General features: G+C 64.7%; 22 protein-coding genes. 14 read left to right on the top strand and 8 right to left on the bottom strand.

The window, feature by feature from the left end:
- Nucleotides 1-18 precede the first annotated feature (18 nt).
- Nucleotides 19-1008 carry a L,D-transpeptidase family protein gene (locus tag GR303_RS16720; RefSeq protein WP_161723699.1) on the top strand — a complete coding sequence of 330 codons (990 nt, stop codon included), beginning with the start codon at nt 19-21 and terminating at the stop codon, nt 1006-1008.
- An 18-nt stretch (nt 1009-1026) separates the two neighbouring features.
- Here GR303_RS16720 and GR303_RS16715 read toward each other — a convergent pair whose 3' ends face one another.
- Entirely contained in the window at nt 1027-1302 is a 276-nt protein-coding gene (locus tag GR303_RS16715) for a hypothetical protein (protein ID WP_161723701.1), read from the bottom strand.
- Between the two features lie 176 nt (nt 1303-1478).
- The gene (locus GR303_RS16710) at nt 1479-1898 is read right to left on the bottom strand and encodes a BA14K family protein (RefSeq protein ID WP_161723703.1); all 420 of its coding nucleotides are present in this window, start codon (nt 1896-1898) and stop codon (nt 1479-1481) included.
- A 374-nt stretch (nt 1899-2272) separates the two neighbouring features.
- On the opposite strand from GR303_RS16710, the gene GR303_RS16705 reads away from it, so the two are divergent.
- From GR303_RS16705 to GR303_RS16685, 5 genes are all read left to right on the top strand, one after another.
- Nucleotides 2273-2782, top strand: a complete 510-nt coding sequence (locus tag GR303_RS16705; RefSeq protein WP_161723705.1) for a putative pterin-binding protein — start codon at nt 2273-2275, stop codon at nt 2780-2782.
- Nucleotides 2783-2784: 2 nt separating this feature from the next.
- A complete protein-coding gene (locus GR303_RS16700; protein ID WP_161723707.1) occupies nt 2785-4929 on the top strand; it encodes a sensor histidine kinase in 2145 nt (714 codons plus the stop codon).
- A gap of 14 nt (nt 4930-4943) precedes the next feature.
- Nucleotides 4944-5990: a response regulator gene (locus GR303_RS16695; RefSeq protein ID WP_161723709.1), complete on the top strand. Its 1047-nt coding sequence runs from the start codon at nt 4944-4946 to the stop codon at nt 5988-5990.
- Between the two features lie 167 nt (nt 5991-6157).
- Nucleotides 6158-6520, top strand: a complete 363-nt coding sequence (locus GR303_RS16690; protein ID WP_161723711.1) for a hypothetical protein — start codon at nt 6158-6160, stop codon at nt 6518-6520.
- Between the two features lie 104 nt (nt 6521-6624).
- Nucleotides 6625-6819, top strand: a complete 195-nt coding sequence (locus tag GR303_RS16685) for a hypothetical protein (protein WP_161723713.1) — start codon at nt 6625-6627, stop codon at nt 6817-6819.
- Here GR303_RS16685 and GR303_RS16680 read toward each other — a convergent pair.
- The gene (locus GR303_RS16680) at nt 6816-7025 is read right to left on the bottom strand and encodes a DUF2842 domain-containing protein (protein ID WP_161723715.1); all 210 of its coding nucleotides are present in this window, start codon (nt 7023-7025) and stop codon (nt 6816-6818) included. The genes GR303_RS16685 and GR303_RS16680 overlap by 4 nt on opposite strands.
- 157 nt (nt 7026-7182) lie before the next feature.
- Between GR303_RS16680 and GR303_RS16675 the strand changes: the two genes are divergently transcribed.
- On the top strand, nt 7183-8229 hold the full coding sequence (locus GR303_RS16675) for a COX15/CtaA family protein (RefSeq protein ID WP_246205654.1): 1047 nt from the start codon (nt 7183-7185) through the stop codon (nt 8227-8229).
- Nucleotides 8230-8277: 48 nt separating this feature from the next.
- Here GR303_RS16675 and GR303_RS16670 read toward each other — a convergent pair whose 3' ends face one another.
- Entirely contained in the window at nt 8278-8685 is a 408-nt protein-coding gene (locus GR303_RS16670; protein WP_161723718.1) for a DUF1236 domain-containing protein, read from the bottom strand.
- 210 nt (nt 8686-8895) lie between these two features.
- On the opposite strand from GR303_RS16670, the gene GR303_RS16665 reads away from it, so the two are divergent.
- The gene (locus tag GR303_RS16665) at nt 8896-9570 is read left to right on the top strand and encodes a ParA family protein (protein ID WP_161723720.1); all 675 of its coding nucleotides are present in this window, start codon (nt 8896-8898) and stop codon (nt 9568-9570) included.
- Between the two features lie 80 nt (nt 9571-9650).
- Here the strand turns inward: GR303_RS16665 and GR303_RS16660 are convergent, their stop codons facing one another.
- Together GR303_RS16660 and GR303_RS16655 are read right to left on the bottom strand one after the other, a co-directional pair.
- A complete protein-coding gene (locus GR303_RS16660) occupies nt 9651-10934 on the bottom strand; it encodes an O-acetylhomoserine aminocarboxypropyltransferase (RefSeq protein ID WP_161723722.1) in 1284 nt (427 codons plus the stop codon).
- A gap of 97 nt (nt 10935-11031) precedes the next feature.
- Nucleotides 11032-11556: a CoA-binding protein gene (locus tag GR303_RS16655; RefSeq protein WP_161723724.1), complete on the bottom strand. Its 525-nt coding sequence runs from the start codon at nt 11554-11556 to the stop codon at nt 11032-11034.
- Between the two features lie 51 nt (nt 11557-11607).
- Between GR303_RS16655 and GR303_RS16650 the strand changes: the two genes are divergently transcribed.
- Nucleotides 11608-12045: a PaaI family thioesterase gene (locus GR303_RS16650; RefSeq protein WP_201752104.1), complete on the top strand. Its 438-nt coding sequence runs from the start codon at nt 11608-11610 to the stop codon at nt 12043-12045.
- A complete protein-coding gene (locus GR303_RS16645; RefSeq protein ID WP_161723726.1) occupies nt 12042-12530 on the top strand; it encodes a GNAT family N-acetyltransferase in 489 nt (162 codons plus the stop codon). Before GR303_RS16650 ends, GR303_RS16645 begins: the two co-directional genes overlap by 4 nt.
- Here GR303_RS16645 and GR303_RS16640 read toward each other — a convergent pair.
- A complete protein-coding gene (locus GR303_RS16640; RefSeq protein WP_161723728.1) occupies nt 12527-13153 on the bottom strand; it encodes a glutathione S-transferase family protein in 627 nt (208 codons plus the stop codon). The two genes, GR303_RS16645 and GR303_RS16640, sit on opposite strands and share 4 nt — an antisense overlap.
- Before the next feature lie 295 nt (nt 13154-13448).
- Between GR303_RS16640 and rplM the strand changes: the two genes are divergently transcribed.
- The 3 genes from rplM (at nt 13449) to argC (ending at nt 15655) form a co-directional block, all read left to right on the top strand.
- Nucleotides 13449-13913, top strand: coding sequence for a 50S ribosomal protein L13 (gene rplM / locus GR303_RS16635; protein WP_161723730.1), 465 nt, complete (start codon nt 13449-13451; stop codon nt 13911-13913).
- Between the two features lie 3 nt (nt 13914-13916).
- Nucleotides 13917-14393, top strand: coding sequence for a 30S ribosomal protein S9 (gene rpsI / locus GR303_RS16630; RefSeq protein ID WP_161723732.1), 477 nt, complete (start codon nt 13917-13919; stop codon nt 14391-14393).
- A gap of 293 nt (nt 14394-14686) precedes the next feature.
- Nucleotides 14687-15655, top strand: coding sequence for an N-acetyl-gamma-glutamyl-phosphate reductase (gene argC, locus GR303_RS16625; protein ID WP_246205646.1), 969 nt, complete (start codon nt 14687-14689; stop codon nt 15653-15655).
- Nucleotides 15656-15996: 341 nt separating this feature from the next.
- Here argC and GR303_RS16620 read toward each other — a convergent pair whose 3' ends face one another.
- The gene (locus GR303_RS16620) at nt 15997-16881 is read right to left on the bottom strand and encodes a fumarylacetoacetate hydrolase family protein (RefSeq protein ID WP_161723734.1); all 885 of its coding nucleotides are present in this window, start codon (nt 16879-16881) and stop codon (nt 15997-15999) included.
- A gap of 383 nt (nt 16882-17264) precedes the next feature.
- Here GR303_RS16620 and GR303_RS16615 point away from each other — a divergent pair, with 383 nt between their 5' ends.
- Nucleotides 17265-18560: an OmpP1/FadL family transporter gene (locus tag GR303_RS16615; RefSeq protein WP_161723736.1), complete on the top strand. Its 1296-nt coding sequence runs from the start codon at nt 17265-17267 to the stop codon at nt 18558-18560.
- The last annotated feature ends 11 nt before the right edge of the window (nt 18561-18571 follow it).

Below are 18571 nucleotides of genomic sequence, written 5' to 3'. Positions count from 1 at the left end.
ATGTTCCGTGGAGTTCCCATGAAGACCGTCGCATCCGCAGCTTTAGGGCTTTTGCTCCTCTCGAGCTCCGTTCTGGCTGCGTCCCAGAAGCTGGAGCCCGACAAGGTGAACGCGGCCGAGTGGTCGGCCGGGAGCGGCAAGGGGAAGGAGCTCGATCCCGTCCTGGTCAAGGCGCAGGTGCTGCTCGACCGCGCCCGCTTCTCGCCTGGCGTCATCGACGGCCACAATGGCGAGAACCTGCAGAACGCGATCAAGGCTTTCGAGAAGGCCCGCGGCGTCAAGGTGGACGGAGCCCTCGACCAGGAGGTCTGGTCGAAGCTCAAGGAGACCTCGGCCGAGCCCGTCCTGACGGAATACACGATCACCGAGGAGGACGTGAAAGGCCCCTTCGCCGAGATCCCGGACAAGCTGGAAGATCAGGCCAAGCTCGATCGGCTTGCCTATTCCGGTCCGGAGGAGCTCCTGGCCGAGAAGTTTCACATGGATGTCGACCTGCTCAAGGCTCTCAACCCCGGCAAGCCCCTCGACAAGGCCGGCACCGCGATCACCGTCGCGAACGTTGCGGCGAGCGCCGAGGCCCGCAAGGATCGGGGGAAGGCTGCGAAGATCGAGGTGGTGAAAAGCGAGCATGTTCTGCGCGCGCTGGGTAAGGACGGCACGATTATCGCAGTCTATCCCGCCTCCATCGGCAGCGAGGAGAAGCCGGCGCCGAGCGGCTCGCACACGGTCCGGGCCGTCGCCCGCAACCCGAACTACACCTACAATCCGGATTATGCCTTCAAGGGCGTGAGGGCGAAGGAGAAGTTCGAGATCAAGCCGGGCCCGAACAATCCGGTGGGAAGCACCTGGATCGATCTGTCCGTGGAGTCCTTCGGCATTCACGGCACGCCCGAGCCCGAGAAGGTCGGCAAGGCCTATTCGCAGGGCTGCGTCCGGCTGACGAACTGGGACGTGGCGGAACTCGCCGGGATGGTGGAGAAGGGGACGCCCGTCGAGTTTCTGGACTAGGTCCGGGACCTCGGACGATCAATCGTCGTTGGCGGAGTTCAGCTGGTCGGGCCTGAGGCCCTCGTCCACTTCCTCGTCATGGGCCCGCACGAGCCATTCGAGCTGCTCCTGAACGAAATCGGGATCGCTGTGGAAGCGCATGGCGCAGGCCACGAGGAAGATCGCGATTTCCGGCAGGTCGCTGTCGCCCATGTCCGGGAGGACCAGTTCGAGTTCCGTCATGTTGCCGGACGTGAAGAGGGCGGCTTCGGTGGGCGGGATCATCGTCCCGGTACCCGTCGTGTCTTGAGCCATGAGCTGTTCCCGAACCTTTCGTGTGCCGCTCCAGGGCATGAAATCTGCAAGAGCCGCCTGCTTGTTCGATCTAAGGCGCGGTCCCGCAAGATAAAGGGAGGCGCCGCGTCGGCGCGCGGATGGAAAAACCCTGCCGCAGGGGATGCGGCAGGGCTCTCGGCTGGATCCGATGACGGTTACGGATAGGTGCAGACGTAGCGCATGCCGTTGCCGGCGAGGAACGTGCCTGTCGCCGGGTCGTAGGAGCGGTACTTGCGGGCGCAGTAGGCGGCCACCTGCGGATCGACCACCCCGGGCGGCGGGGGAGCGGCGGGCTGCGCCTGAGCCTGGCTTGCGATCGCGCCGGCGATCAGGGCGCCTGCGGCAAGGCCGGCCACTCCGGCGGCGACCGCAGCCCCGTCGTTCCGGTAGTACCGATGCCGGTAATAGGGGCGGTGATGATAGACGCGGCGCTCGTAATAATATTGGGTGTAGCCCTCATTCGGGTAAGCCCGGTCGACCTGCGGCAGCGGCCGGGTCTGGAAGGGGCTTGCGGCGGCGGGCAGGGCGGAGACCAGCATCGCCGCGCCGATCAGGGTGGTGAGCAATTTGCGCATGGTGAGTTCCTCGTTTGCAGAATTGGGGGCTCCCGCCCGCGTCCTGCTCCGGAGGGACTATAGCCTCAACGGCCCAGCTTGCAAAATCGTGAAGCCCCGCCGCTGCAACGATTGAATGAAAACCCAATGTTTCTGCGGTTTTGCTGCCATCTCCTCTACGGAATGTTGGCGATGACGAGCCCAAAAATCCTCCTCATGATCGATGAAGACGAAGGGAAAGCTCAGGGCAGCAGTTTTCGAGGGGCGAACTACAGAACACTCGCTCATTGCCTCATGGGAACCATTGCCACCTTTTCTGTAGGTCCGGGCTGGATTTTTCGACGGAGTTCAACCAAGATGGCTGCGTTCTATTATAATCTGTCTCGTTGTAGGAAATGATGCTCCGGCTCCTCGCGCCGTTCCTGTTGATCGCCCTGATGGGGCCGGCGAGCCTCTCGCGGGCAGCCGAGCCGCTGCCGCAGCCGAGAGGAGGCGTGATCCTGACCATATCCGGTCAGATCGAGCAGACGAACGCGCCAGGGCAGGCCCGCTTCGATCGTGAGATGCTCCAGTCCCTCGGCAAAGCTTCCTTCGTAACGGGAAGCGAGGTGTCGGAGACGCCCCAGCTGTTCGAGGGGGTGCCCCTGCGCGCTGTTCTCGACCGCGTGGGAGCACGAGGCCGGTCCATCAGAGCCTCGGCCCTGAACGATTACGAGGTTTCCATTCCGTTGGAGGATCTGCGCTTCGAACCCATCCTGGCCATGAGCGTTGACGGGCGGGTTCTGACCATGCGTGACAAGGGGCCGCTCTGGATCGTCTATCCCAGGGACGCCCACGAGGTCCTGCGCGACGTGCGGTATTACGCACGGTCGGTCTGGCAGTTGAACAGGCTTCACGTGGAATAGCCATGAAGGGGAGCCTCAACGGGTACAAAGCAGCCCTGATCACCCTGATAGCGATCGCGAGCCTGGTCGTCTGCCTCGTGTTCACGGTCGTGCGCCTCTTCGAGGTGGAGCGGGAACTGCGGACCGATGGCATGTACAGCAACATCTGGTTCGTCAGCCAGGCTCAGTTCGAGGCTGCGGTGTTCGCGGAGAGCTTGGCCCGGAAGGCGGCCAGTGAAAGCTTTGCCTCGGAGAGCGAAGAGCCGGGCTTCCGGGCCGGCATCCTCATGAGCCGGCTCGCCGTGCTGCTGGAGGGGGAGCGGGCGGATATCCTCGATGATATCGGAGTTCTGGGGGACATGAAGCGATCCTATCTCCAGCTGACCCTCGCGGAGCCTGATCTGTATGGAGACATAACCCCCGAAAGCGCCGCGCTCCTGCGCGGGCAGATGCACGATCTCGCCTACAAGCTTCGTGAAGCGGCCAACAAGATCGTCGTGCTCGGGCGGGAACGCGCAGGTGTCAAGCGCGACGAGTATCTCAGGGCAGTCTTCGAAAGCTTCGCCTTCCTCACCGGTCTCGTCCTGAGCGCGGCCTTCCTGCTCCTGCGCCTCTTCAAGGGGGTGCAGGAGGCCAGCCAGGCCAAGCAGCTGCTCAAGCAGGAGCAGGAGCTTTCCGATCTCGTGATCAGCAACATCAGCAACCAGGGCATCGTCATGTTCGACGGCCAGCTGCGCTGCCTGCTCTGGAACCCGGGCATGGTGGACCTGCTGAACGTCAGGCCCGACCGGGCCGTGGGCCAGCGAATGACGGATCTGGATCGCCTGTTCGAGAAGCCCGAGATCACCCGGGCGCTCAGGCTGGCGACGGAGGGGACGAGCTCGATCCTGGAGGACGAGGCGGTCAGCGTGGAGGGGCACGAGCGCTGCCTCGAGATCCACTGCTTTCCAGTCTACATGGCGGAGCGCAAGCTCGGCATCGCCTTCATCCGCGACATCACGGAGCAGTGGCTCGCCCGCAAGCAGGCGGAGCGGCAGAACTACGACCTGGAGATCAAGGTCCTGCAGAGGACCGCGGCCCTCCGCCAGGCCGAGCGGCGCCTGATCGCTGCGATCAACTCCGCGTCGGAGGGCTTCGCGGCCTTCGACTGGACCGGAAAGCTGCTCTTCGCCAACGACCAGATCTGGGCCTCGGCTCCCGTCTCGCTGTGGTGCAGCGAGGACATGAGCCTCCCGGTCTTCCTTCGGTGCTTCGCCATGTGCGAGGGAGCCGACGGCAGGCTCCTCGACGCCCAGCCTCCCTTCGAGGAGATGGAGCTCGATCTTCTGGTGCGGAAGGATACCTGGAACCGCCTGTCGGTGACGAAGGCCGATGGCGCCACGATCTTCGTGCGCCTGACGGATATCAGCGGGTACAAGCAGGTGGCCCGGGCGCTGGAATCGGCCCTCGAGCGCGAGCGCGAGACCACGAACGCCTATCGCAGCTTCGTGTCCATGGTCTCGCACCAGTTCCGCACCCCGCTGGCCATCCTGGATTCGAGCGCGCAACGCATCCTGCGCCGCGGGGCCGATCTCACCCACGAAGAACTCGTCACCCGCGTGCAGAAGATCCGCAATGCCGGAACCCGGCTGACGCGGCTCGTGGACAGCGTGCTCAACGCAGCCAAGCTCGACGCCGGCACCATCGAGCTCAACCCGGCCCAATACGATCTCGTGGAACTGGTCAAGGACATCTGCGATCGGCAGCGGGAGGTCAGCTCCCAGGCCGAGATCCGCTTCGACGTTCCGGATGTTCCCGTTCGGGTCTTCTGCGACGGCATGCTGATCGAGCAGGTGGTCGTCAACCTTTTGTCCAATGCCATCAAGTATTCCGGCAATACACCGGTTGTGGAAATCAAGATTTGGATGGACGGCTCCCGGGCTTTCTGCTCTGTCAGGGACTGGGGCATCGGAATTCCCGCGGATGAGCTTTCGAAGATCTTTGACCGTTTCTATCGGGCCCGCACCGCCACCGGCATCGCGGGCACCGGAATCGGCCTGAACTTCGCGCAGCGGATCATGCATCTGCACGGGGGTGAGATTCAGGTCGAAAGCTACGAGGCGGCAGGGTCCCTCTTCACGTTCGACCTGCCCATGGCGAATGCCGAACAGGCGCAACAGGCAGCATGAGTGGCTGACACAAAATGAATGCAACAAAAACAATTCTTTGCGTTGAGGACGAGGACGACCTGAGGAACGACATCGCCGAGGAGCTGGAGGCGGCCAACTACCGCGTTCTCCAGGCTGCGAACGGCAGCGAGGCCCTCAGCCTTCTCGAGAAGCATCGCCCGGATCTGGTCCTGTGCGACATCACCATGCCCGGCCTCGGGGGCTACGACGTGCTCAAGGCTCTGCGCGAGCAGGGGACGATGGCGGACGTGCCGTTCATCTTCCTCACCGCGCTGGCGGAGCGCAACGACGTGCTCACCGGCAAGCAGGCGGGGGCGGACGACTACCTCGTCAAGCCGATCGATTACGAGATCCTGCTCGCCACCATCGCGGCGCGGCTCAACCAGGTGGCCCGGGTGCAGGAAAGCGCCGTGCACCGGGCGGAGGAATCCTGGCAGGAGATCCTCAAGGCTTCCAAGGGCCGCACGGTGGAGGCTCTCTACAAGGCGACCTTCGCCTTCGACCGCTTCCTGGTCGGCGTCGTGATCGTGGACGAGAACGGCAACGTTCGCGTCACGAACAAGGAGGCGCAACGGATCCTCGCCGAGGATGACGGCCTGAGCGTCGCCCAGGGCGTGCTGAAGGGAAGCGTCGCCAAGCAGAATGCCAAGCTCTACACGGCCATCGAAAAGGCGTTCGAGGAGGAATCCCTGGACGAGATCGTCTCCTTCCCGCGCAACTCGGGCGGGCGCCCCTATCTCGTGCTCATCCCGGGGCAGCGCTTCTCTCCTCAGGAGAGGCCGGAGGCCGTGGTCCTGCTCGTCATCGACACCGAGCAGCGCGCGAAGGTCTCGGGCGAGACGCTGGTCCGGCTCTACAATCTCACGCCGTCAGAGACCCGGGTCGCCCTGATGCTGATCGACGGCAAGAGGCTCGACCAGATCGCAGAGGAGCTGGAGGTCGCCCAGACCACCGTGGTCTTCCACCTGAAAAACCTCTTCCGCAAGACGGACACCAACCGTCAGGCGGATCTGGTCCGCGTGCTCCTGTCCGTACCGCTCCGAAGCGCCGGGGAGGACTGATCCCTCGAGCGGTCCTGCCCGTTAATCGATCGGTGACCATTCCGGCACAAACGGCTCAAGCCCAAGCTTTGCCACAATCTGTTCAGCTTTCAGAGAGGTTTTGAACAGTATATCTCATGGCATGAAGAGGGAGACACGGAGCCTCCCTTCCGTCGAGGTGATGATCCATGAAGATCTTCCGTCTTGCTTCCGGTACCGCGGCAGCCCTGGCGCTGGTCACCGGTCTGGCTGCCGCCCAGCCGGCTGAAGCGCGTGATCGCCTGTCGCCCGGTGCCGCAGTGGCTCTGGGTGCCCTGGGAGGTCTTGCCGTGGGCGCTGCCGTCGGTTCGGCCATTGCCCAGCCTCAGCCCCCCGTGGTCTACCGGGCTCCTCCGCCGCCCCCGCCGGTCTATGTCGAGGAGCGGGTGCCGGTCTATTACGAGCGCCCCGTCCGGGAGCGCGTCTACGTGGAGCGCTGCGTGACCGAGCGATATCGCGAATGGGTTCCCGGCTGGGGCTGGGAGCACCGCACCCGCAGGGTCTGCAGCTAAGCGTCACAAGGGCCCGCCACGAGCGGGCCTTTTCTTTTGGCCGCGGGAAGAAACCGGGATTCCGCTGTTGCGTTGACCGCATGCAACCTCATGCGAGCTGAGCCATGACCAGCACACCGAAAGATCAGGCCGCCTCCGACCAGACCAAGCTCAATCCCGGCGATCAGGCCGAGCCTGGAACCCCCGGAACGGGCGAAAACGTCTGCCCGGAGTGCAAGGGCAGCGGCCGCGTGGGCGCCGCCGCGTGCCAGACCTGCGGCGGGACGGGCACCATCATCGAAGGAGTCGGCGGAGCCTAGGACTTGTCCGGCTTGGCCATCCAGCGGATCAGGGGCATCAGCGGCACGATCCAGATCAGCCCGAGAACCACATAGGCCAGCGTCTGGACGAGCTTCGGCGCCTGCGTGATTCGGCCTTCCGCGACCGCCATGGCGAACAGCGCATAGAAGATGATGAAGGCCACCATCGCCACCGTTCCGATCAGCTTGCGCATCCGAATGCCCATGACGGCCCTACCTCACTGACTGACGCCCGCCGGAGCGGTGCGTCACCGGCATGAATTGTCTCGACGAAGCACAGCCTCTATGTGACCTCCGTATCCCGGGTTCAAGCCCTAATCGTTCGTGAGAGTGAGCATGGCTGTCGCAGCCTCCACCGAGGGCATGCCGCTGGCGCGCGTGCCCCAGGTTCAATCCCTGAATGCCGTCCGGATCTGGATCTACGCCCTGGCAGCCCTCGTGGTGCTGATGGTCGCCGTGGGCGGCGCCACGCGGCTGACCGGCTCGGGCCTTTCCATCACCGAATGGCGGCCCGTCACGGGCGCCATCCCGCCGCTCAGCGAGCAAGCCTGGCTTGTCGAGTTCGAGAAGTACAAGCAGATCTCGCAGTACGAGCTCGTCAACAAGGGGATGACGCTCTCCGAGTTCAAGTTCATCTATGCCTGGGAATGGGGCCACCGGCAGCTCGGCCGCCTCATCGGTCTCGTGTTCTTCCTGCCGCTGGTCTGGTTCTGGGCGAGGGGGGCGATCAAGGGCAGGCTTGCCCTGACGCTCCTCGGTATCGGCGCCCTCGGGGGGCTGCAGGGTGCCATCGGCTGGATCATGGTGGCGTCGGGCCTGGAGCCCGGCATGACCGCCGTGGCGCCCATCAAGCTCACCCTGCACCTGACCGTCGCCAGCATCATCCTGGCCTGCCTCGTCTGGGTGGCGGCCGGGCTCAAGGACCGCTCCGCGGCAGGTCCCGAAGCGCCTGCAGGCGCCGCGCCGCGCATCCTCGTCGGCCTGGTCCTGTTCCAGATCGCCCTGGGCGGGCTCGTGGCGGGCTCGAAGGCAGGCCTGACCTACAACACCTGGCCCCTCATGGACGGGGCGCTCGTGCCGCCGGCTTCGGCCCTGTTCGCGGTGAAGCCCTGGATCGAGAACTTCGTCGACAACGTGGTTCTGGTGCAGTTCAACCATCGCCTCGTCGCCTATCTTCTGGTGGGGTTCGCCCTGTGGCATGCCTGGGCTCTGCAGCGCCGGGCGCCGGGCTCCGGGGCCGCCGCACGGGCCAGGGCCGTGGCCGGTCTGGCCCTCGCCCAGATGGTTCTGGGGGTCGTGACCCTCCTGCTGGTCGTGCCCCTCTGGGCCGGTCTGGCCCATCAGGTCCTTGCGATGGCGGTTCTGGCGATGGCCGTGGTCCATGCCCGGGTCAGCACCGTTCGGGCATGAAAAAGGGCGGCCGGAAGGCCGCCCTCGGCTTGAAAGCTTCGCTACAGGTTAGCGGATGACCTGGACGATGCGGCGGGTGCCGGGCTCGACCAGAACCGGAACGTCGTTGACGACCGTGTAGCGATAGTTGGTGACGCCGTACTCGGCGGGAACCTCATAATACTGCACGCCGGAGGCCGGCAGGGTCGCGCCCACGCGGATCTCTTCCTGGACCCGGTAGGACGGCACGCCCTGGGTCACCACGTACTGGCGGAACCTCGGCTGCTGCTGGTCGGCGAGGCCGCCGACGATGGCGCCCGTCACGCCGCCGATGGCCGCGCCGACCGGACCGCCGACGATGGCGCCGCCCACGGCACCCGTGGTCGCGCCGGCCGCAGCGCCGCCCGACTGAGCGAACGCGCTCGCGGGGGCAAGGGCAAAGAGAACGGCGCCTGCAAGCAAGATCTTCTTCGACATGTGTCAGCTCCTCAACTTGTGAAGTCTGGAGCTTAACGGCTCAGGGCAGGGGGAGTTCCGCGGAAAAGAAGGACGGTAAAACTGCAATTCACAGTGGGATTCATGCCGGAACGGGGAAATCAGGTCTTGCTCTGCTGCAGGTGAACAATATTAAGATGGCGTTAACCCTCAGGCGCAGTGCTGCAGGAACAGGCTGATAAGGAGTCAGGCATGAATGTGCTGGTCTTTGCTTCGCGGAAGGGCGGCTCGGGAAAGAGCACGCTGGCCGCGCATCTCGCGAGTTACATCGCCAACCCTTCACGCCCCACATTGCTGATCGACAACGATCCCCAGGGCTCCCTGTCCTTGTGGCACAAGATCCGCAACCAGGAGCATCTGGGCCTGAAGCACAACGTGCGCGACATCGGCGAGGCCCTCAAGGAGGCCAAGCGCGAGGGCTATGAATGGGTGCTGGTCGACACGCCCCCGAACAAGTCCTCCATCGTGGCCGAAGCCATCAGGCAAGCGACGCTGGTGATCATCCCCACGCGGGCGAGCCTGTTCGACATCGCGGCCCTGCAGGATACGGTCGCCATCGCCCGGGAGCACCGCAAGCCTTACGCGGCCGTGATCAATGCCGCGCCGCCCAAGCGCGGCGATACGGAGGCGGCCGTGGTGGCCGATGCCCGCGGCGCGCTGAACGCGCTTCAGGTTCCGGTCTGGGCCGGCCAGATCACCCATCGTCCCGAGCTGACCCTGTCCCTTGCCACCGGCGAGGGCGCGAAGGAGTACGATGCGGATTCCCAGGGAGCCGACGAGATCGGGCGCCTGTGGACGGCCCTCGAGCGTTCGCTCAACGCCATCCAGAACACCTACCGGAAAGCGGGCTCGTCCCGCGCCGCCTGAGCCGGCGGCCTCACGGCATCGAAAAGGGCGGCTCCAGGGCCGCCCTTTTGGTGTTCGGTTCAACCTGCGCCGGTTGCGGCTCAAGCCGCGTCGAGGGCCTGGTTGAGGTCGTCGATCAGATCCTCCGTGTCCTCAAGGCCGATGGACAGGCGCACCACCTCCGGGCCTGCTCCGGCCTGGGTCTTCTGCTCGTCCGTGAGCTGGCGGTGGGTGGTGGAGGCCGGGTGGATCACCAGCGAGCGGGTATCGCCGATATTGGCCAGGTGCGAGAACAGCTTGAGGTTCGATACGAGCTTCACGCCGGCCTCGTAGCCACCCTTGAGGCCGAAGGTGAACACGGCGCCCGCGCCCTTGGGGCAGTACTGCTTGGCGAGGTTATGGTAGCGGTCCGTGCGAAGGCCCGGATAGCTCACCCAGGACACCTTGCCGTGGCCCGCCAGGTGCTCGGCCACCGCGAGCGCATTGTCGGAGTGGCGCTGCATGCGCAGCGGCAGGGTCTCGATGCCGTTGAGGATCAGGAAGGCGTTGAAGGGGGAGAGCGCAGGTCCGAGATCGCGCAGGCCGAGCACGCGGCAGGCGATGGCAAAGCCGAAATTGCCGAAGGTCTCGCCGAGCACCATGCCGCCATATTCCGGGCGCGGCTTGGAGAGCATCGGGTAGCGGTCGTCCCCCGCGAAGTTGAACGAGCCTCCGTCCACGATGAGGCCGCCCACCGAGTTGCCGTGGCCGCCGAGGAACTTGGTGGCCGAATGGACGATGATGTCCGCGCCGTGCTCGAAGGGGCGGATCAGGTAGGGGGACGCCATCGTGTTGTCCACGATGAACGGGATGCGATGCTTCTTGGCGATGGCAGCGATCGCCTTCAGGTCAACGATCACGCCGCCCGGGTTGGCGATGGATTCCACGAAGATCGCTTTGGTGCGCGGCGTGATGGCGGCCTCGAAGGACGACGGATCGTCGGAATCCGCCCAGACCACGTTCCACCCGAAGTTCTTGTAGGCATGGTTGAACTGGTTGATCGAGCCGCCGTAGAGCTTCTTGGCCGCAATGAACTCGTCGCCCGGCTGGAGCAGGGTGTGGAACACCAGGAACTCCGCGGCGTGACCCGAGGCGACGGCGAGGGCAGCCGTGCCGCCTTCGAGCGCGGCGACGCGCTCCTCGAGCACGGAGCAGGTCGGGTTGCCGATGCGCGAATAGATGTTGCCGAAGGCCTGCAGGCCGAAGAGCGAGGCGGCGTGATCGACGTCGTCGAAGACGAAGGACGTTGTCTGGTAGATCGGCGTCGCCCGGGCGCCGGTCGCGGCATCGGGGGCCGCTCCAGCATGGATGGCGAGCGTGTTGAAGCCTGGCAGACGGTCGGTCATGGCGGGAGCCCTTCTCCTCTCGGGACGATGTTTTGTTCTCTATAAAGAACGAAACGTTCTTCCGGTCAAGGAGGCTGCGAGGGCGGCTCCCTAAGACTTAGGGCCGATTGAGGCTGAGCTTCTGGAAGCCCTTGCCGGAGAGAACCGGCTTCTTCGCGCTCAGCACGCGCGAGTTCACGCCCTGCCAGGAAATCTCGCCGGAGAGGCGGCCGAACTCGATCTTCGGGCAGCGGTCCATCACCACCTTCACGCCCCTGGCTTCGGCCTTGGCGGCGGCCTCGTCGTTGCGGACCGAGAGCTGCATCCAGATCACCTTCGGAAGCGGGTCGAGGGCAAGCGCCTCGTCCGTGATCGGGCCGGCCGCTTCGGAGTTGCGGAAGATCTCGACCATGTCGATGGGCACGGGCACCTCCTTGAGGGAGGCATAGACCGTCTTGCCCAGCAGCTCGCCGCCCGCGAGGCCCGGATTGATCGGGATCACGTCGTAGCCCCGCTCCAGCAGGTACTTGGTGACGATCCAGCTCGGGCGCGCCGGGTTCTGCGAGGCGCCGACCAGCGCGATGGTCTTCACGCCGTTGAGGATGCCGCGGATGTAATCGTTCGGGTAATTGCTGTGGTCCATGGCGGCACCGTATGGGATAGGGCAGGGCAGTTCAATGAGCATCGCACATTCATGGCATCCCACCATCCCATCATGACCCGCGACGAGCTGACGGCGTTCCTCGACCGGGAGTTCCCCCAGATCCACCTGGGCGGCCGCAGCTACTTCGTGGACGAGGTCGGCCCGCTCTCGGCCCGGATGCGGATGGCCTATCACGAGCGCCACATCCGGCCGGGAGGAACGATCTCGGGGCCTGCCATGATGACCCTCGCGGATCTTGCCCTCTATGTGGCGATTCTGGCTCATATCGGCCCCGTGGCGCTCGCGGTCACCACGAGCCTGAACTTCAACTTCCTGCGAAAGCCGGAGCCGCGGGACCTCATCGCCGAATGCCGCCTGCTGAAGCTCGGCAAGCGGCTGGCCGTTGGCGACGTATCCATTTATTCGGAAGGCAGCCCCGACATGGTCTGCCACGCGACCGGCACCTATTCCATTCCGAGCCGGCCGTGAGAGTGCGCGCGAAAGAGCGCGGGGATCAGGCCTGGATCGACCGGCTTCTCACCGAACGCTGGGGCGGCCGTCGGATCGCGGTTCATGGTGAAGTCTTCGACGCTGGTGCTCTTCCGGCTCTGATCGCAGGGGACGGCGAGGGATTGGCAACCTACGTCCTGGAAGAGAACGGCATCTTTGCCGAGCTGATCACCCTCGACTCCGTGACGCCCCGGCACGGGACGGGAACCGCGCTGATCGAGGCTTTGGTCCGGATCCTCCAAGGCAGGGGCTTCAAGGCTCTTCGGGTCACGACGACGAACGACAACCTTGCCGCCTTACGCTTCTATCAGCGCCGCGGGTTTCGCCTCGTGTCGGTACGGCCTGGAGCCGTGAACGAGGCGCGCAAGATCAAGCCATCCATTCCCCTTCTCGGCTTGGACGGCATCCCGCTTCGGGACGAGATCGAGCTTGTCCGCTCTCTTGATGCTACCGATTTGGCCTAGCCCTTCGGCGGCAGGAGGGCATCGTCGAGTTCCCGCGCCCGGATTGCGGCCGGCCGGTTGCCGATCCGGTTCCAATAGGCCTCGAAGGCGGGGCGCTTCTCCAAGGTCCCGAACCTCATGCCCCAGCCGATCTGGGCGCCGACATAGACGTCGGCGGCCGTGAAGCGGTCCCCGGCGATGTATTCGGATTGGGTGACGGCATATTCCAGGGCGTTCAGCACATCCTCGATGGAGCCGTAGCCGATCATGCCCTGCCTGTCGGGCGGGACCTCGAAGCCGAGGGCCTTGTTGCTCAGGGCGGCCTCCACCGGGCCGGCCGCGAAGAACATCCAGCGGTAATAGGTGCCCCGGCGCGGATCTCCGGTCGGGGGAGCGAGCTTCGCCTGGGGGAAGGCGTCGGCGAGATAGGCGCAGATCGCAGCCGCTTCGGTGACCACCGTTCCCTCGTGCAGGATGGCCGGCACCTTGCCCATGGGATTGATCGCCCTGTAGCCGGGCGCCTTCATGTCCGGGCCGAAGCCCAGGATCTCGGCCCGGTAGGGGCAGCCCGTTTCCTCCAGCATCCACCGCACGATGCGCCCGCGCGACATGGGGTTCGTGAAGAAGATCACTTCGCCGGCCATGGAGTTCCCCCTTCTTCTGCCAACTCGGCAATTGTGCCTCACTCCCGCGGCCAAGCATAGCCTCGGCATCACATGACAGACACTCGTGTGGTAAAGAAATACCTTATATGTGGTGTCTTATTACCATACAAAGTTAATATATTGATTTTACAAGTTTTTATCCTCTTCTTGGATCGCACGATCCATGTTGACTTCACCATGCAAAGACACTAAACAGCCGTCACTCGCCGCCGCAACCCGCGGCGGTTTGTCGTTTCGGAACCTGAGCCATACGGCTCCAACGGGAAACAGCGCAATGAAGACTACGACTTCGCTGAAGCCCGCCGAGGTCGAAAAGAAGTGGGTTTTGATCGACGCGAAGGGCCTCGTTGTGGGCCGCCTCGCTTCGATCGTTGCCATGCGCCTGCGTGGCAAGCACAAGGCGAACTACACGCCCCACGTCGACTGCGGCGATAACGTCATCGTCATCAACGCCGACAAGGTGGTGTTCACCGGCCGCAAGCGCGAGCAGAAGGTGTACTACCATCACACCGGTTATCCGGGCGGCATCAAGGAGCGCACCGCGCGCTTCATCCTCGAAGGCCGCTTCCCGGAGCGCGTCGTCGAGAAGGCCGTGGAGCGCATGCTCCCCCGCGGCCCGCTTTTCCGCCAGATCATGGGCAACCTGCGCGTCTATGGCGGCGCTGAGCATCCGCATGTCGCTCAGCAGCCCGAGGTGCTGGACGTGGCTGCCCTCAATGCCAAGAACGTGAGGGCCTAATCCATGGCGACCCTTCAGTCTCTCGCCGATCTGGGCCAGAACGCCCAGACCGCCGCTCCGGAAGCTCCGAAGCACGTCCAGAAGCTCGATGCCTATGGCCGCGCCTATGCCACCGGCAAGCGCAAGGACGCGGTGGCCCGCGTCTGGATCAAGCCGGGCTCCGGCAAGATCGTCATCAACGACCGTCCGGTCGAGGTCTACTTCGCCCGTCCCGTGCTCCGCATGATCCTGGCGCAGCCGCTCCAGATCGCTCAGCGCGAGGGCCAGTACGACATCGTGGTGAACGTCAACGGCGGCGGCCTCTCCGGCCAGGCCGGCGCGGTCCGCCACGGCCTTGCCAAGGCGCTGACCTACTACGAGCCGGAGCTCCGCGGCCCGCTCAAGAAGGAAGGCTTCCTGACCCGCGATCCGCGCGTGGTCGAGCGCAAGAAGTACGGTAAGAAGAAGGCCCGCCGCAGCTTCCAGTTTTCGAAGCGCTAAGGCTCTTCAGCCACATCGTTCCGGAAGGGCGGCTCCAGGGCCGCCCTTTTTTCTGAGCGAACGGCCGCGCTTGTTGACAGGGCGGCCTCACGGCCTCATACACGCCTCATGAGCCAGGGCTTTTCCACCGTCCGACGCCGAATGACCGCCGCCCCGGCGCGCGTGCGATGACGGCCGTCTGAGAGCCCGACCGCAAGCCGCGCCGATGCGCGGCTTTTTTGTTTTCCAAGAACCATATCGGGGCTATCGGCTTTGCCTAAGGACAGGCGGCCACAGGTGCAAACGGATCGATCATGACGACCATGACCCAGAACTCGGCGGATCTCGGCCTCAAGACGAAGACCGTCTTCATCGACGGGGAGGCGGGCACCACCGGCCTCGGCATCCGCGAGCGGCTGAAAGGCGTTCCCGGCGTGACGATCCGCAGCATCGATCCGGAGCGCCGCAAGGACCCGGCCGCCAAGCGCGAGATCCTGGCGCAAGTCGATCTCGTGGTGCTGTGCCTGCATGACGATGCGGCCCGGGAGACCGTGAGCCTCGTCGACGGCCTGAGCGGCAGGAAGCCGAAGATCCTCGATGCCAGCACCGCGCACCGGGTGAGCCCCGGATGGGTCTATGGCTTCGCGGAGCTCGATCCCGGGCAGCGGGAGGCAGTTGCCGGGGCCGAGCGGGTCGCCAATCCCGGCTGCTACCCGACCGGCGCCATCGCCCTCATCCGGCCTCTCGTGGATGCGGGCCTGATCCCGGCCGATTACCCGGTCAGCGTGAATGCGGTGAGCGGCTACAGCGGCGGCGGGCGGTCGATGATCGAGGCCTACGAGGCCGGCACCGCGCCTTCCTTCGAGCTGTACGGCCTCGGCTTCGAGCACAAGCACGTGCCCGAGCTGCAGAAATATACCGGCCTGACCCGGCGGCCGATCTTCATTCCTTCCGTGGGCAATTTCCGGCAGGGGATGCTGGTGAGCGTGCCGCTCCACCTCGACATGCTGCCGGGCAAGCCGAAGGCGGCGGACCTCGAGGCGGCTCTGGCGGAGCGCTACAAGGGCGGCGGTCTGGTGAGCGTGGTGCCGACGGTGCGGGACGGCCGGAAGGTCGAGCGTGTCGAGCCGGAAGCCCTGAACGACACGGACCGCATGGAGCTGTTCGTGTTCCAGCACGACGGCTACAACCATGCCGTGCTGGTGGCCCGCCTGGACAATCTCGGCAAGGGCGCCTCGGGCGCGGCCGTGCAGAACATCCAGCTCATGCTGGGGCTGACCTGAGGAAGCCTCGCTCTGCTCGTCATCACCGGCCTAGAGCATTTTTCGGCGAAGTGGATCCGGTTCGCCGTCAAGAAATGCGGCACGCCAAGAAAAGAGATGATTCCATGCCAATGGAAACAGCTCCGGTGCCGGTGAGCCCGCCATTCTCACACACTCACCTCATCCTGAGGAGGCGCGAAAGCGCCGTCTCGAAGGAGGCTCCAGTGCTCTCTGGAAGCTCCTTCGAGACGCAGCCTCACGGCTGCTCCTCAGGATGAGTGCTGAGGGGTATAGGGGCGGATCGAAAGCGCGGATGGTCGGGCCGATCCTGGATCAGGTCCCCGGCCATGACGCTGGGGGTGTCAGTGCCCCTTCCAGCTCTTGCTGGTATCGATCCCTTTCCCCTCGAACGCGATGAAGCGCTGGCGCTGCTCGCCGAGACCTTCGATGCCGAGGGACACCACATCGCCGGGCTTCAGGTAGCGCGGCGGCTTCATGGCCATGCCGACGCCGGGCGGGGTGCCGGTGGTGATCACGTCCCCGGGCTCAAGGATCATGAAGTGCGACAGGTAGGACACGATCTGCGCCACGTTGAAGATCATGGTCTTGGTGGAGCCGGTCTGCATGCGCTCGCCGTTCACGTCGAGCCACATGGAGAGGTTCTGCGGATCGGGAATCTCGTCCTTCGTGACGAGCCAGGGGCCGAGCGGGCCGAAGGTCGGGCAGCCCTTGCCCTTGGTCCAGGTGCCGCCGCGCTCCAACTGATACTCGCGTTCCGAGACGTCGTTGCAGATGCAGTAGCCGGCCACGTATTCCAGAGCCTCGTTGGCCGCCACGTAGGACGCCCTTTCGCCGATGACGATGGCAAGCTCCACCTCCCAGTCGGTCTTGTGCGACTGCCGTGGGATGATCACGTCGTCGTTCGGCCCGACGATGCAGGACGGGGCCTTGTTGAAGACGATCGGCTCGGCCGGAATCGCCGCGCCCGTCTCGGCGGCATGGTCGGCGTAGTTCAGGCCGATGGCGATGAAGTTGCGCACCTGGCCGACGCAGGCTCCCAGGCGCTGGCCCTTCGGGGCGAGGGGCAGGGTGGCCGGGTCGGTTTGGCGGATGCGGTCCAGGGTCCCGGACGAGAGCGTGGCCCCCGTTATGTCAGGCACGAGTCCTGACAGATCTCGGACCTGCCCCTCGGCATCGACCAGTCCGGGCTTCTCCTGACCCGCGCTCCCAAATCTCACCAGCTTCATCAAGCACTCCTCTCGTTGCGGCATGAGCATAATTGGCGCGAATGCGCCCCGCTACAATGCACTTTCCTGGCGCAAATATGTTGCTGTTTTGCCACGAGAGGCCACAAAGTGCCGGATTTCCACGCCTCGCGCGCGGTTAATAAAAGGCAGGCGCGGCGGGATCAATACATTAGTTTACATATGAACTATATGGTTTTACTTTATGCGCCACTGTGTATCTGGAAGTAAAGTCTAATTATATGTGCCAGATGATCTTGATCGTTACCGAGCGTTAACCGTTTAGGTGTCGCGAATAAACGGATTGCGGCCAAAATTAAGCATTGGCACATTGTCGCCACAGCGGGATTCGCCCGCGCAAGAAGCATTAAGGGCAGGAAAACTCCATGAGCCGTTTCTCTCGTTCTTTGACCCTGGCTGCAGTCTCGGTTGCAGCCCTCGTCGCCGCTCAGGGCAGCGCTCAGGCCGGGGCCTTCGGCATCCGCGAGCAGAGCGTGACGGCTCAGGGTTATTCGTTCGCCGGCGCCGCTTCGGGCTCGGGCTATCTCTCCTCGATGTTCTGGAACCCCGCCGTCATCACGATGGCTCCGGGCTGGCAGACCGAGGCGGCCCTGTCGCTCATCGTTCCGCGGGTCGACATCAACCCGGTGCCGTCGGTTCCGACATTCGCGCTCGGCGGCTCCGGCGACATCGGCCAGGACGCGCTCGTTCCCGCGAGCTACAACTCCTATCAGATCAACGACCGCTTCTGGGTCGGTCTGTCGACCACCTCGCCCTACGGCCTCGTGACGGATCCCCGCACCAACTGGTCCGGCCAGGTCTATTCCCGTTCGTCCAAGGTGTTCTCCCTGAACGTGAACCCGGTCGTGGGCGTGAAGCTGAACGACTGGTTCTCCTTCGCCATCGGTCCGTCGCTCCAGTACTTCGACATCACCCTGAAGCGCGCGGCCGGCGTGGCTCCGGGCGCTCCGAGCGTGATCCTCGAAGGCGACGACATCGGCTTCGGCTTCACCGCCGGCGTGACCATCACCCCGTTCGCCGGCACGACGATCGGTATCGGCTACCGCTCGCGGATCGAGCATAACCTCGAAGGCACGGTGGCCATTCCCGGCGCCCCCAGCCGAATCATTCCGATCAGCTCCGATCTGAGCACCCCGGACCAGCTCACCATCGGCATCTCGCATGCCTTCACGCCGGCCTTCACCCTGCATGCCGGCTTCGAGTGGACGAACTGGAGCATCCTCGAGACGCCCCTCGTCACCGGTCCCGGCGGCGCTGTCGTCACCGACCTGCCGCTCAACTACGACGACGGCTACTTCTACTCCCTCGGCTTCGACTACAGGCTGACCAACCAGCTCACCCTGCGCGCCGGCCTGGCCTACGAGGAGTCGCCGATCGACACGAACATCCGCTCCACCCGCCTGCCCGACAATGACCGCATCTGGGCGTCGGTCGGTGCCAGCTACCAGTGGAACGACAAGCTGACCTTCGATCTCGCCTACACCCACATCTTCGCGAAGGAGACGGACATCCGCATCCTGCCGGGCCACCAGGATTACGAAGGGCTGCCCTTCGTGGCCGACGTGGACTCGAACGTCGACATCGTGTCGGTGGGCCTGCGCTATCGCTGGGACAACCCGACCGTGGCGATCCCGGCGGCGCCGATCGTCCGCAAGTACTGAAGCCCGCACGG

The sequence above is a fragment of the Microvirga arsenatis genome (genome assembly GCF_009910705.1).
Lineage (GTDB): Bacteria > Pseudomonadota > Alphaproteobacteria > Rhizobiales > Beijerinckiaceae > Microvirga > Microvirga arsenatis.
Note: the sequence above shows the minus strand (reverse complement) of the source record. Positions and strands in the feature narration are given on the sequence as shown.